The organism is Leptospira alexanderi serovar Manhao 3 str. L 60, assembly GCF_000243815.2.
GTDB lineage: Bacteria > Spirochaetota > Leptospiria > Leptospirales > Leptospiraceae > Leptospira > Leptospira alexanderi.
On sequence record NZ_AHMT02000002.1, the window covers coordinates 84,264 to 97,842 of the forward strand.

13 protein-coding genes are annotated in these 13,579 nt (G+C 38.6%); 8 read left to right on the plus strand and 5 right to left on the minus strand.

Translation table 11 applies throughout. The annotated features are described in order from the left end of the window. Window positions 1-60 precede the first annotated feature (60 nt). A complete protein-coding gene (locus tag LEP1GSC062_RS01195; protein ID WP_010577313.1) occupies window positions 61-531 on the minus strand; it encodes a nuclear transport factor 2 family protein in 471 nt (156 codons plus the stop codon). 416 nt (window positions 532-947) lie between these two features. Here LEP1GSC062_RS01195 and LEP1GSC062_RS01200 point away from each other — a divergent pair, with 416 nt between their 5' ends. Both LEP1GSC062_RS01200 and LEP1GSC062_RS01205 read left to right on the plus strand, forming a co-directional pair. Beyond that, the gene (locus LEP1GSC062_RS01200; RefSeq protein WP_051201217.1) at window positions 948-1,946 is read left to right on the plus strand and encodes an MBL fold metallo-hydrolase; all 999 of its coding nucleotides are present in this window, start codon (window positions 948-950) and stop codon (window positions 1,944-1,946) included. Between the two features lie 41 nt (window positions 1,947-1,987). Then, window positions 1,988-3,049, plus strand: coding sequence for an NAD-dependent epimerase/dehydratase family protein (locus LEP1GSC062_RS01205; protein WP_020983113.1), 1,062 nt, complete (start codon window positions 1,988-1,990; stop codon window positions 3,047-3,049). Window positions 3,050-3,307: 258 nt separating this feature from the next. Here LEP1GSC062_RS01205 and LEP1GSC062_RS01210 read toward each other — a convergent pair whose 3' ends face one another. Further along, complete coding sequence (locus LEP1GSC062_RS01210; protein ID WP_010577317.1) at window positions 3,308-4,408, minus strand: SH3 domain-containing protein; 1,101 nt, start codon at window positions 4,406-4,408, stop codon at window positions 3,308-3,310. Window positions 4,409-4,823: 415 nt separating this feature from the next. Between LEP1GSC062_RS01210 and LEP1GSC062_RS01220 the strand changes: the two genes are divergently transcribed. Continuing rightward, on the plus strand, window positions 4,824-5,387 hold the full coding sequence (locus LEP1GSC062_RS01220; RefSeq protein ID WP_010577318.1) for a tetratricopeptide repeat protein: 564 nt from the start codon (window positions 4,824-4,826) through the stop codon (window positions 5,385-5,387). Between the two features lie 345 nt (window positions 5,388-5,732). Beyond that, window positions 5,733-6,560: an aldo/keto reductase gene (locus LEP1GSC062_RS01225; RefSeq protein ID WP_010577319.1), complete on the plus strand. Its 828-nt coding sequence runs from the start codon at window positions 5,733-5,735 to the stop codon at window positions 6,558-6,560. 153 nt (window positions 6,561-6,713) lie between these two features. Here LEP1GSC062_RS01225 and truD read toward each other — a convergent pair whose 3' ends face one another. Beyond that, on the minus strand, window positions 6,714-7,991 hold the full coding sequence (truD, locus tag LEP1GSC062_RS01230) for a tRNA pseudouridine(13) synthase TruD (protein WP_010577320.1): 1,278 nt from the start codon (window positions 7,989-7,991) through the stop codon (window positions 6,714-6,716). Between the two features lie 47 nt (window positions 7,992-8,038). Here truD and LEP1GSC062_RS01235 point away from each other — a divergent pair, with 47 nt between their 5' ends. Then, the gene (locus LEP1GSC062_RS01235; RefSeq protein WP_010577321.1) at window positions 8,039-8,488 is read left to right on the plus strand and encodes a MarR family winged helix-turn-helix transcriptional regulator; all 450 of its coding nucleotides are present in this window, start codon (window positions 8,039-8,041) and stop codon (window positions 8,486-8,488) included. A 205-nt stretch (window positions 8,489-8,693) separates the two neighbouring features. Continuing rightward, window positions 8,694-9,137 (plus strand): DoxX family protein, encoded by a 444-nt coding sequence (locus LEP1GSC062_RS01240; protein WP_010577322.1) that lies wholly within the window; start codon window positions 8,694-8,696, stop codon window positions 9,135-9,137. Between the two features lie 78 nt (window positions 9,138-9,215). Here the strand turns inward: LEP1GSC062_RS01240 and LEP1GSC062_RS01245 are convergent, their stop codons facing one another. Beyond that, window positions 9,216-10,955, minus strand: coding sequence for a GMC oxidoreductase (locus LEP1GSC062_RS01245; protein WP_010577323.1), 1,740 nt, complete (start codon window positions 10,953-10,955; stop codon window positions 9,216-9,218). A gap of 201 nt (window positions 10,956-11,156) precedes the next feature. Here LEP1GSC062_RS01245 and LEP1GSC062_RS01250 point away from each other — a divergent pair, with 201 nt between their 5' ends. Together LEP1GSC062_RS01250 and LEP1GSC062_RS01255 are read left to right on the plus strand one after the other, a co-directional pair. Continuing rightward, window positions 11,157-11,435, plus strand: a complete 279-nt coding sequence (locus LEP1GSC062_RS01250; RefSeq protein ID WP_010577324.1) for a GNAT family N-acetyltransferase — start codon at window positions 11,157-11,159, stop codon at window positions 11,433-11,435. Next, window positions 11,432-11,767 (plus strand): VOC family protein, encoded by a 336-nt coding sequence (locus tag LEP1GSC062_RS01255; RefSeq protein ID WP_010577325.1) that lies wholly within the window; start codon window positions 11,432-11,434, stop codon window positions 11,765-11,767. The genes LEP1GSC062_RS01250 and LEP1GSC062_RS01255 overlap by 4 nt, the downstream gene beginning before the upstream one ends. Here LEP1GSC062_RS01255 and LEP1GSC062_RS01260 read toward each other — a convergent pair. Beyond that, the gene (locus LEP1GSC062_RS01260; protein WP_010577326.1) at window positions 11,764-13,002 is read right to left on the minus strand and encodes a BaiN/RdsA family NAD(P)/FAD-dependent oxidoreductase; all 1,239 of its coding nucleotides are present in this window, start codon (window positions 13,000-13,002) and stop codon (window positions 11,764-11,766) included. The genes LEP1GSC062_RS01255 and LEP1GSC062_RS01260 overlap by 4 nt on opposite strands. Window positions 13,003-13,579 lie beyond the last annotated feature (577 nt).

Sequence of the window (13,579 nt, forward strand, 5' to 3'; positions counted from 1 at the left end):
AAACGCCGATTCCAATTATTCTAAGATATTTTTGAGATAGCTTCTAGTAAAAGTTTTGGTTTATTTCTGCTTTTTAAGATGTAGGTTCAAATTTCTTCTGGCTTCCGTTCTCACTTTGTTTCGAAGAAAAGGAAGAAATCCCAACAATAAACCCGGCAAACCTAGAGCTTGTCTTGACCAACGATAAAATCCAAATCGATCTGTATGTTTTACGATCTTTCCGTCTTTGCATACAAGCTCTGCTCGGATTACGTTATGAACCTTTCTTCCGGTTTTCGAAAAAGTATAGGTCGCTTCCCAAGTTACTCTCCCGGTATCTCCGTCGGATTGAATTTCTCCAAATTTTAACTCCAAATCCTTTCCTCTTGCAAGCAACATCTGCCACATTCCCCTGGCTTCGGTCACGTTGAGATTGGAAAAAACAGGATCGTTGAAAATTACGGAATCGGAATAGAGTAAACCCATTTTCGTGGCATCTTTTTTCTGAAAAGCTTCGTAAAATTCTTTGGTAACTTCGGCGGCAGATTTCATAGATTCTCCTTAATCTGTGTTAGATCGGTTTCTTATCCGATATATTTTTGAATTTTGTTAGTGAAATCGAGAGGAACTTTTTGTAAATTTCTTTTCGAAAAGATTTAACCGTTCGTTTTACGGAGGAATTTTCCCAAGGTCTGTTTCATAAGTTGAGAATTACTTTTAAATTGTTCAGTAGGTTTCCCGAAAGAAACAATCCGATTTACAGTGTGTTCCAAAACTTAATCGTACTTTATGGAAAGATCAAGCTGCAAGATTCTATCCCTGCCGCGGCGATCCATAGAGTCATGGCAGGGACAGAATCTGATATTCTTTCTCTTTTGGAACCAACATGTTCAATTTCTCAAATAAAAGATTTGCACTCTAAAGTCGTTACCGATGCAGTATCACAATCTACAATAAGAAATAGCAATATGTTGAGTTCTTATACTCCGATTCAAATAGATCTTGCCGATTTCTATCTCTTTGAAATTTTACAAAACATGAGATATTTATTCAAACTTTCGTGCTTTTTTCTTTTCGCTTCTTGTACAGTAACTTCACATCCATCCAACATAATAAAATTGGGAAAACCGTTTGACTTACAAAACCTGAGCCAGACTTCAAAAGGTCCTATTCTTTTTCAGAAGATGATCGCCGCCGACTGGGCTGTGAAACGAAGCGGACTTATCAATTTAAAAGACCCGAAAGCGTCCGCTCTAAAATCCGGAGACGAACCCATTCAAATTTACTTTTATGTGATTGATCACCCCAAGTTTGGAAGATATTTAATCGATACCGGTATTTCAAAAGTTTTTCGAAAAGATCCGAAAGAGTGGCCAATCTCTGCGATCATTGTGTCTCTAATGAATACCCAAGCTCTCAAGGTTCAACTGACTGCGGACGAATGGCTGAATAAAAATCCGAAGAAAGTGGAAGGTATTTTTCTGACTCATCTGCATTTGGATCACATTCTAGGAAGTGCGGACTTCCAACCTAACGTTCCTATGTATATCGGTCCCAAAGAGGCGACCAATAAAAAGTTCCTCAATTTATTCGTTCAGAAAACCACCAATCGACTGTTAGGTGAAAACCCGACTCTTTACGAATTAAGTTTTCAAGAAAGTCAAGAAGCTTCTCCTTTTCGTACCCTTGATTTTTTCGGAGATCAATCTTTATTGATTTTTCATATGGAAGGCCATACTAAAGGAAGTCTTGCATTTTTAGTCCAAAGTGAATCAGGATATCAGCTTGTTTTGGGGGATTCTTGTCACACGAGTTGGGGATGGGAGAATAACGTGACTCCGGGAGATTTTACGGAAGATCAGGAAATGAACAGGATAAGTTTGGACTTTTTAAAAAATCTGGCTTCAAAGTTTCCAAAAATTCAAGTACATCCAGGACACCAAAGTATAATAGTAAATTCTAATTAAAGAATCTTGAATGATTCAAAAAATTCTTTTGGAAAAAAATTATGAAAGAAATCGACCGTTCTAAACCGGTTCTCGTCACGGGAGGCGGGGGTTATATAGCTTCTTGGATCATTCAATATCTGCTCGAAGATGGAATTTCGGTTCGAGCTACTGTAAGGGATAAGTCAGATTCTAAAAAGATATCTCATCTTCTCAGACTTTTCGAACGTTTTCCCGGAAAATTGGAACTTTACGAAGCAGATCTTTTAAAGGAAGGATCTTTTTTAAGCGCAATTCAAGATAAAGGAGGAGTGGAATTGATTCTTCATACCGCGTCTCCTTTTTTTATAGACAGAATTAAAGATCCCCAAAAGGAACTCGTAGAACCTGCGGTTTTTGGAACCAAGAACGTTCTTGAATCCGCAAATGTGAGTCCTTCCGTTAAAAGGATCGTTTTGACTTCGAGTGTGGCGGCAATTATGGGAGATAACGTAGAAGCTCTTTCCATTCCGAATCATCGCATTTCCGAAGAGAATTGGAACACAACAAGCAGTTTAACTCATCAGCCATATCCCTATTCCAAAACACTTGCGGAAAAAGAAGCATGGAAAATCGCGGACGCTCAATCCAAATGGGATCTTATCACGATCAATCCTTCGTTCGTGATGGGACCTTCCGTTTCGGATAGAGCGGATGGAACAAGCGTAAACTTTATGCTTTCTATGATTAACGGAAAATATGCTCCCGGAGTTCCGGATATAATGATCGGCTTTGTGGATGTTCGAGACGTAGCAAAGGCTCATATACTCGCGGGGTTTACTCCTTCAGCAAAAGGACGTCATATCGTTTCGGCCATTGCGTTAAAATTTTTGGACGTTGCAAAAATGATTCGAGAGAAATATGGAAATCGTTTTCCGACTCCCAAAACCTCTCTTCCCAAATTCCTAACTTATCTGATTGGTCCTTTTTTCGGGTTATCATGGCCTTATATTTCGCGTAACGTTGGATTTTCCTTTGAAATCGATCATTCTTACAGCAAAAAGGATTTGGGGCTTAATTATAGACCGATATCAGAAACTTTTGTGGAACACATAGAACAAATTCTTTCTTCTAAGATGCTTTAGTTTTGTAATTTTTGGATATTCGATAATAGAGAATTTAAGTTTCAAGGCTTGAAACGCTTTCGTAAAAAGCGTTTCACCCGAGTTTGTCAAATTAAAGTGCTGCTTTATGGATCGCAGCATAATATTCCAACGGAATTTCCATTACAACCGCTTTCGCATTTGTTAACTCACATTTTCTAAATTACAAAATCTGTTTTTAAAAGTTTCAAATCGAGAAGTGAAAACGGATTTTTTTACGAAAAGGTTAGGATCTTAGGATCAACAAGCGTCCCCACCCGTTAAAAACATCGATTGTAAGCGATTGTTTTTGATTCTTGCAAATTCGTTTATGTATCCATCGTAACCGTTATGGTGGAAAATAAGAATTGGAACTCCGGTTTCATCCAAATCAAAAGCGTCTAAAAAGTAATATTGTCCGCCGTAAATCGCCTGCTCGTTAATAAGAACATCAAATTTTTCGAATATTATTTTTCCAAGGACCTCGTTGTTAAATTCGTGAATCGCCACATAATAGGATTTTTCTTCAGATCCGACCTTGATCGTATATCGAATAAATAGATAATCCTTTGTCGGAGTTTTAATGGTATAAAAGTCTCCCCGGCTTAAGAATTTTAGTTCGGGCTGTTGAAGGTGTTTTTTCTTAAAAATGGATTTTGTGGAAATATCCAATAATTGGGAAATTTTTTCGGAAGGGTTGTATAGATCCGATCGAACTTTGTCTCCGATTTTAGAGCCAAAAATCGCAAAAATGGAATTCCGAAGAGTATTTATTTTTTTGAATGCGGCTAAACTCCCTTTAACAACTCTAACTTCCTGGCAACCTGTGCTCTCTATTGTTTCGGGGGAAAATTCTCCGGCAATATCTGTTCTTTCGTAAGCGAAGGCTTTTCCTTTCGTTTGAAGCATTTTCTTTTCAAGAAAATACGCTTCCGCCAAATGATCGTTTGCGGAAAGCCATTGGCTTTGAATCCGAATCGCTAAAGAACGGAACCAAGAACCTTCCGTATTGGACGACATGGAACCGAAAAGTTTTGCGTTTTCAAGATCTTCCGGTTTCGTTTTACTTAAAAATTCCGAAGATACGAATCCCTTAGAACCAGATTTAGCGATTACTTCCTGCCATTCTACCAATTGGGAGTCTTCTTTGACTGTTACGGATTCTCCTCTTTCCAATTGAAAGATCACTTTTCCATCTATTGGTTTTTCCCTTACATTCAATTTTCCTTCCAAAGTAAGAACGTATCTTGTATATTGTTTCTCCTCGGCTTGCAGTAAACCGAAGTTGAAACCAAGAAGAATGAAGACAAACCAGATCGGCCCGGGTTTTCGTATTTGGATAAGAGTTCGGATTTTTTCCATGTTCGTTATTTTCCCATGTTGGATTTTAAAAAGATACGATTGGATAAAGGATTTTCATACCTTTTTATTCAAAGTCCTTTTATCCCGTTTTACTCCGATTTTATTCTCTCCCAAAAATTAGAATCGATTCACTTTAACGTTTAAATTGTTTAAAGCGAAGAAAAATTTTTACGACTTGTCCTAAAATTCAGATTTACTACCATAAGAAAGACTCAAAACTACAATTTTCATCTTAAATACCGCAACTTAAGAAAAACATTTTATGTACTACGGATTGCAGCTCGACTTTTATTTTAAATTTCAACGAAAAATTTATAGAAGAGCTTAAATTTATAAAATTATTTTTTTGAAAAATTGATTAGAAAATCAAATCCCTCCGACAGAGTTGGTTAAATAGGAAAATTAAAAATTAGTTATGAATCAAAGAAAGTTAATTATTCTTTTTGTGGTTATTTTCGGAATTTCTACAAATTACTTTGGAGACGCCTTACCGACAATGGAAGAACAGTCAAAAGCGTTTCAATTCAATCAACAAGGTATTGCCTTACTGAGTAAGGGAGATTTTATCCAAGCACGCTCCTTTTTCGAAAAAGCCTCGAAGCTACACCCTCAATATCCCGAATATGTGAATAATATCGGCGTTACTTATTTGAATGAAGGTAAATTAGATCAAGCAATCATTTATTTTACGCAATCAACCGAAAGAAATCCCTCTTATGCAAGAGCTTTTTACAATCTCGGTGTCGTTCATCAAAAGCAGCAAAACAACGAAAAAGCTCTTCAAAACTATCTAAAGACAGTTAATATAGATAACTCTATTACAGAAGCATATTTTAATTTAGGAATTATTTATACTCGTATGGGAAATAAAAAGCAAGCGATTGAAAGTTATCAGAAATTTATTGATACCGCGCCAGTCGAATACGATAAGCCTAAAAAAGATGCAAAATATAAAATTGAAGAACTAAAAAAGGAATGAGAAGACGGGAACAAAAGTACTACAAATAATAACTTCGTTTTAGTTATAGAGAATATCAGATAAAACAAAGACAATGTACTTTCAGTCAAATTGGATTTGTGAGGAGATTTCGTTGGATAATACAAAACGAATCTACACAATTTCGTTAATAGCCTGCCTTGAAATCTTATGATATTTCTTATTTATACTTTAAAACTAAGAGCAAAACTTTCGAAGATCTGCCAAGAAGTTCCAAGTCTTTAGAATATTCTTTTATTCATGATATCATAGAATTATTTTGGCATTTTTATCTTTAAAAGTTTTGATTCGGTTTCAGAATCGTCTCAATATCATGGGAATTCTACGATGCAAAATGTGTTAAACCAAACAGTTACACTCAACAATGGACTTTCAATGCCCATCTTAGGACTTGGAGTTTGGAAAACCAAATCCGGTAAGGAATGTAGGGAGGCAGTCTTAAATGCTTTGGAAGCGGGTTATCGCCATATCGACACTGCGAAAATTTATTCCAACGAAGAAGACGTAGGTAAAGCGATCCGAGAAAGTGGGATTTCAAGAAAAGAGATTTTCATTACTACAAAACTTTGGAATGCGGATCAAGGGTCAGACAAAACAAGAAAGGCTCTTGAAACTAGTCTCGAAAAATTAGGAATCGATCAAATAGATCTTTATCTCATTCACTTTCCGGTGACTTCCCAAAGAATGGATTCTTGGAAAGAATTAGAAAAAGCGTATCACGATAAACTCTGTAAATCAATCGGAGTTAGTAATTACACGATTTCTCACCTTACAGAGTTATTAAAAAATTCTCAGATCACTCCCGCGGTCAATCAAGTGGAATTTCATCCTTTTTTAAACCAGGTCGATCTATTCGAATATTGTAAAAAGCATAAGATTCAACTCGAGGCTTATAGTCCTCTCGCTCATGGGCAAAAAGTCGAAGATCCGAAGATCGTAGAAATCGCAAAAAAATACGACAAAACGTCGGCGCAGATTTTGATCCGTTGGGCAATTGAACAAAAGATTGTGGTGATCCCAAAATCCACAAAAAAAGAAAGAATTGTTGAGAACTCAAAAGTTTTCGACTTTAAGATTTCCGAAGAAGATATGAAAATTCTGAATTCTTTGGATGAAAATTTCAGAACCTGTTGGGATCCTTCCGAAGTCGTTTAGCGATCGAAGCTTATCTTATATACAAGAACAAAGTTTTCTATTAATGATTCGAAAACTGTATGAAGAGTCTATTCCAAAGTCTTCGGCTTCATCAGCATTTAGGATCGCTTCCGCAGATTTTGGGACGCGCTGTAAGTTATTTTTGATTATGTTCTATATATTCGCTCTAAGCATCAATCGTTTGACCAGCATCGTCGCATAAACACCGGAAGGGAGTTGAAAGGATATTTTCACTTTCCTTTTTCCCGGATGCAGATCGTCTTCTTCGAAATCCGTCATCTGAAAGTTTTCCGGAATCACCTTTATTTTTCGTTCAAAGGAATTCATTTTAATACTCGCAAAAGGAGAATGGTCGAATACTGTTTCATCCAGCCCGCTCGAATTGAGAATCCTTCCTAAAACGTCTATTTCTTTTTTAGAATATTCTAATTTATACATTCCCGGTTCCCCTGGAACCGAAAGGTTTCGAAAAGGTGACAAGGGTTCGATGGATGATTCTTCGGGAAAAAATAAAGATCCCGTCTTAGTTTTGATCCGAACACCGGAACATCCTTCTGAGATCAAAAGCTCGGATACAAATTCGTTCCAGATTAAGGATTGCATCGACGAGATCAACATCAACAATTCTTCTTCAGGAAACTGAAGAATCAAAGCAGAATACGTTTTTTGGGTCGGGTTCTTTTCCCGATTTAAACTGAAAAAGATTTTATTTTCCAGTTTGTTGTCAGACCATTTTTTACATTGAGACCAGTTTCCCCAAGCAGCCTGAATGTTTTTCTTTCGATCCCGAGCTTGCTTTTTTTCTCCCGCATAGGGATCTGTCAAAATCAATTTTAGACAAGTTTCAGCATCCCCTTTCAAATACGGGAAAATGGGGAGCCGAAACTCCGGATGAAATCGGCTAAACCTTTGCGAATCGTAGTAATTGATAAAACCATTTTTACCGATCTTTTCAAAATTGTTCCGAACCGATTCAATTTCTTTTTCGGGCAAATTTCTAAGAATGAGAACAAAACGATTGCCGGCGTTTGCTTCTGGACTCAAGGATTTTTCGCTAAAACCTATTTTTTCCAATTGCAAAACGTTCGCGAGTTCCTTGGGAATTTTCAAAGGTTTTTGACAACTTAAATATTGAGAAGTGGTCGCGTGCCGATCCTTCTTACCTGCATATCCGATCTCGGAGATAGAGACTTTGGATTCCTTGGAAATTTTTAAGAGAGCATCCAGCGTATTCCAACCGGATTTATGAAGTCGGAAGATCGTCCATTTTCCGGATTTTTGTATATAACCGGGACGAAGAATTTCTTCGACCCGAAAATCTCCCGGCTTCTGTTTCAAATCGTAAACTAAAAACCCACTAAACGGATGACTTGTCACAGTTCCAAAGTATGGAAACTTCTCACAAGAACAATCTTGAATTAAAAAATTCATTGACCACAAGGTACGTTTTAAAATAGTAGTTTAAATTTAAAGTATTTATGGGAACTCACTACAAAGGAAGCAATCGAGAAACGGCTGTCCTGAACGCATTTATCAAGCTTAGCCGTTGTTCCGACTCGATTCGCCAATTGGAAGAGAAGGTTTTCTCGAAATACGGATTGACAACGGGGCAATTTGGTTGTTTAGAAACTCTTATCCATTTAGGTCCGATGTGCCAAAAGGAAATTGGACAAAAGTTGTTTTCCTGCGAAGGAAACATCACTCAAATTATAGATAATCTCGAAAAGAGAAAACTCGTTCAAAGAGTTCGGAGCAAAGAAGACAGACGTTATATCATCATTCACTTAACCCCCAAAGGACGAAAGCTCGTACAAGAAGCGTTTCCTGATCTTTTGGTTTCTCTGGTTCACAAGTTTGATTCTTTGTCGGAAAATCAACTTTTAGATCTTGGTGATTATTGTAAGGAAATCGGATTGAAGGCAGTATGAACTTTTTCTTTCAAACCTATACTTTGAACATAAACGATTTAACATCGAAATATAACCCCAAGGTTTAAAAGGGAAGTTCTACATTTTAGCGAACTCATTGGAAAATTCAGACGCGTAAAAAACGTTTTCAATGCTGTAAATTGAAGTCATTCACTATCAAAAAAAATAATGAATGAACATTTTGGAATCATTTAGGAGGAAACAAATGCTTCAAAAATTTTTTAAAACAGATTCAGATCTTGGATCTCTGGTTCTCAGAGTAGTTGCAGGAGTTGTAATGTTCCCACACGGAGCACAAAAACTTTTAGGCTGGTTTGGCGGTTTTGGTTTTACCGGAACTATGGGCTATTTCGTCGGATTAGGAATTCCTTCACCGATCGCATTTCTCATAATCATTGGAGAATCTCTCGGAGCGCTCGGACTGATCTTCGGTTTTCTTACAAGATTATCCGCGTTCGGAATCGGAATCATCATGATAGGAGCGGCCGTAGTTCATTCGCAATACGGATTCTTTATGAATTGGTTCGCGAATCAACAAGGAGAAGGATTCGAATTTCACCTTCTTTACATTGCAATTTCCGTAGTTCTTTTTATCAAAGGCGGCGGAAAAGCTTCCGTAGATTCTCTAATCGAAGAGAAACTCAAATAAGATCCGAATTTATTTCGGAAATCCGCGGAAAACAAATCCACGGCTTTCCGAAAACATTTGAATTTTAGAATATTTTAATCACTTTTTGCTTTTTGCTCTTGGGGTCAGTTTATTCTTACGGGCCCCAGTTGTAGTTGCGACATTTTTTATCTTACCGAAAAGACCGATAACACCCCACTTCTTTTCGAATTTAAAGTTGAATATCTCCTTCTCTTTCGGAGGCACGAAGGACATCGCTCTTTCCGTAAGAGCCGTAATCGTAAGACTCGGATTTACACCTAAATTGGCTGGAATCATGGAGCCATCACAAATCCTAAGATTTTGGTAGCCGTAAACCTTGTTCTGAAGATCAATCACACCTGTTTCGGAAGTCTCTCCTATATTACATCCCCCTAATATATGTGCGGTAGCTGGAATATCCAACAAAGCTTCGTTGATACTACTTCTTGCGATCCCTCCCGAAATTTTAGCCAATCTTCTCGCAAACTCGTTTGCGATTGGGATATAAGTAGGAATTTTTTCCCCACTTTTCTGAGTGGAAGAAAGAGTTCTCTTGAACGGCCAGATCCATCTTCTCTTACGAACGATCTCGATACTATTGTCCACGGTTTGCATTACAAGAAGAATGATTGTCCTTCTTGCAAACCCGATAGGGTTCAACAAACTGATACTATGGACCGGATGTTTTAGTACTTCAATCAAAAATCGAAGTTGTCTCGGAATACTCCCTCCTCCGTCCACGAGAACACCCGCGGCTAAACTGTTCATCGCGTCGGCCCCGTCCGAATAACGAACCGGCTCTATGTGAGTATGTTCGTCCGGAAAAACGCTGGAAGTGATCGCAATTCCATGGGATAGATCCGCTTTCTTGTCTTTGAGTGTTACTCCGATTAACGATTCACTGTTGGTTCGAACGACTTGTCCCAACTGTTTGGAAAGTTTAGGAAGAATTCCTTCCTCTTTCATCTTTAAAAGAAGACCCAAGGTCCCTAAAACCCCGGCGGAAAGAACGACGGATTTTACTCTATAGATTCTTTTGGGGTAACCAAAAAAAGAAGTCGTTCTCTCAGTATAAACTTCATAACCTTCCGAACCATCTTCACCTAACGGTATCAACTTGGAAACTTTCGTTTCCGGAAGAACAACTGCTCCCGCTTTCTCCGCAAAATAAAGATAATTCTTATCAAGAGTATTCTTTGCGTTATAACGACAACCGACCATACAACCGCCGCAATCGTTGCAGGAATTTCTCTCCGGCCCTTCTCCTCCGAAAAAAGGATCGATGCCGCTTTTACCGAAGTGAACTCCCACCGGAGTTTTGTTAAACGTATTCTCGATTCCGAAAGTTTTTGCGGTTTCCTGCATATACCGATCCGATTCCCAAGTCTTCGGATTTTCCACAACGCCCAACATCCTCTTCGCAAGTTCGTAGAAAGGAAGGATCCCTTTTTTTCCTCCCATTTTTTGGACGATCGCTTTTTTCCAGAATGGTTCGGGAGGAATATATAACGTATTCGCGTAGACAAGACTTCCGCCGCCTACTCCTGCGCCGCTCAAAACCATTACGTCGTTTAGAAAGTTGATTCTCTGAATTCCAAAGCAGAAAAGTTTCGGAAACCAAAGGAACTTGCGTAAGTTCCAGTTTGTTTTAGGGAATTCGGAGCTGTCCCATCGTTTGCCTGATTCTAAAACGGCCACCTTATACCCTTTTTGCGAAAGCCGAAGCGCAGAGACACTTCCTCCAAAACCTGAGCCGACTACGATATAATCGTAGTCGTAAAGAATTTCTTTCCTTTTTAAAGTCGAATCTAAACTCATTTGCGGTTCCAGTCCTATCGAAGTTTTTTTAGTGGCTTAAAGTCTTTTATTTCCCATAAATGGAAAGCCAAAATTCTTCGAATCGGTTTTTTCAAAGTAAAATAGGTTATCTTCAAACCGAAAGGAACGTTTGATCTTGATTTTTAACTTTTGTTCTTCTTTCAGCTTGATGAATTCCTTTCAAACCCTTAGAGTTGAAGAATGAATACGAGAGTCATCCATTCCGAGCGAGAATCCAAATTTTACACCTCTCTGGGCGATCATGAATCTTATCTATTGTATAAAGAAGAAGGTGATATCTGGGATTTAGTTTCGACTTATGTTCCCTCCGAGCTTCGCGGTAAAGGTCTTGCCGCGGATCTTGCACGAACCGCCTTGGATAAGGCTCGTTCCCTAAATAAAAAAATCATTCCAAGTTGTCCGTATGTCGTAACTTTTTTGAATAGGCATCCGAATTATAACGATCTGGTCGTAAGATGATACATCATATCGCGATTGGTTCTCCAAATATAAACATTCTCGAAAAATTCTACGAATCACTTCCCGGTTTGAAAAAAATAAGAGAGAATAAAAATCCGGATCAGTCTCTTCGTTCGGTTTGGTTTAGGGCGGGTGATACGATTCTGATGATCGAAATCGATACGAGCACAAAAGGTCCCAAGGCTTTGATTCTCTCCACTTCTTGTTTGAAGTCTGCAGATCTGAAAAGTCTTCCAAAATGGATTCAAGAAAGTGAATATACAAAATACTTTAAGGATCCGGACGGCAATCTTCTGGGATATTCTTCCTATCCGAACCCTTGGCCGTTTTAAACGGAATCGAGAATTCCGCGAGCTGCAATATAGGAAGTGGTCCACGCGCTCTGAAAGTTGAACCCTCCCGTAACCCCATCCACGTCCAAAACCTCTCCGGCAAAATAAATTCCAGGAACGACCTTACTTTCCATAGTTTTAAAATTCACTTCTTTACGACTGACTCCCCCACAGGTCACAAACTCGTCCTTAAATTCTCCTTTTCCGGAAATCTTAAATCTTGCATCTGTAAGTTCTTCGGTGATTTCATGTAAATTTTTAGAGGATAAGCCGGACCATTTTTTGGATGGATCTATAGAATGAATTTTTAATATTCTTTCCCAATATCTTCTTGGAATTCCTAAAACGGGTGTGTTGGAAATGAATTTGGAGGGATGAAGTTCTTTTTCCTTTTCGATCCTTTTTCGAACCTCGTCCTTTTTCATTCCGGGAACGAAGTCGATTCTTAGAGTTGTTTCGTATTCTTTGTTGAATAATTCCCTTGCGCCTTTTGCGGAAAGTTTTAAGATTGCAGGCCCGCTGACTCCCCAGTGTGTGATAAGCAAAGGACCGAGTTGAGAATAACCGAATTCGACAAGAGAACACTCCGTATTCTCAAAGGTAAGTCCCGACAGATCTTCGAGGCGGGGATCGACGATTTTAAATGTAAACAAAGAAGGAACCGGATCCGATATAGTATGTCCTAGTGCCTGGAGCCAATTCCACGCTTTTCTTCCGGAACCGGTCGCAAATAATATTTTATTAAATTCTAACGTATCTTCGCTTTTGAGTTTAATTTGAAATTTAGAATCGGGGATCGGCTTCACGGAATGAATCTCAATCCCTATTTTCAGTTTTACTCCGGTCTTTTTTACCTCTTGCATTAATGCTTGAATTACTGTTTCTGAAGAATCCGTGATCGGAAACATTCTTCCGTCGGCTTCGGCTTTTAATAGGACTCCCCGCTGTTCGTACCATCGGATGGTGTCTTCAGGCCCGAAAATTTCAAAAGCCCAACGGAGTTCTCTTTCACCTCTAGGATAATTTTTACTCAAGATTTCCGGATCAAAACAATGATGCGTAACGTTGCATCTTCCTCCTCCGGAAATTTTCACCTTGGAAAGGAATTGTTTTCCTTTTTCCAGAAGAGTGACATCGCAATTTCCTTCGGAAGCAATTTGAATCGCTCCGAAAAATCCCGCCGCCCCTCCTCCTATGACTGCAATCTTCGGTCGTTCTTCCGATTCAGAACTCATAACCAAAAATTCCTCACCCGATTTTTATAAGAACTCATTCCTTCCATTCAAAAATGAACTTCTGATTTTGCACTCTGTATTTATCTAGGAACCTTGAACGCAACCAAGCGTCCGTCTCAAAACATCAAAAATTGCAGGGACCCCTATTATGTTTAACGGTGAAAAGGTAATTTAAAAATCTATAAATTCACTAAAGGTCTGCGGCGTTAAGAGACTAAGAACGCGTCCCAATCCCGCCGAGCGCCAATAGATTAGTATGATTCTTGGACGTAAGACAGTTCCGAATGTGATATTCTTGATTCGACGGAGTCAAGAAGGCCGGTGGCAGATTGATCGCTCTCTGATGAACTCAATCTCACTCCCTGAATTGCGCCCTTAGGAAGCAATTCACAGTATTCAAGTAAAGTTTAATGGAACTCAGCAAACACCTTCCTATCATCACCTTACCCACAAGTTAAGAAGTTTGGGATAATAAGGATCAAAAGCTGATATTTTTCAAGTGTTCCGACAAGAATGAGACTTTTTACTTGCGAAAAGTATCATTTTCTGATAGAGAAAAATTTCCCGAACCTTTCCA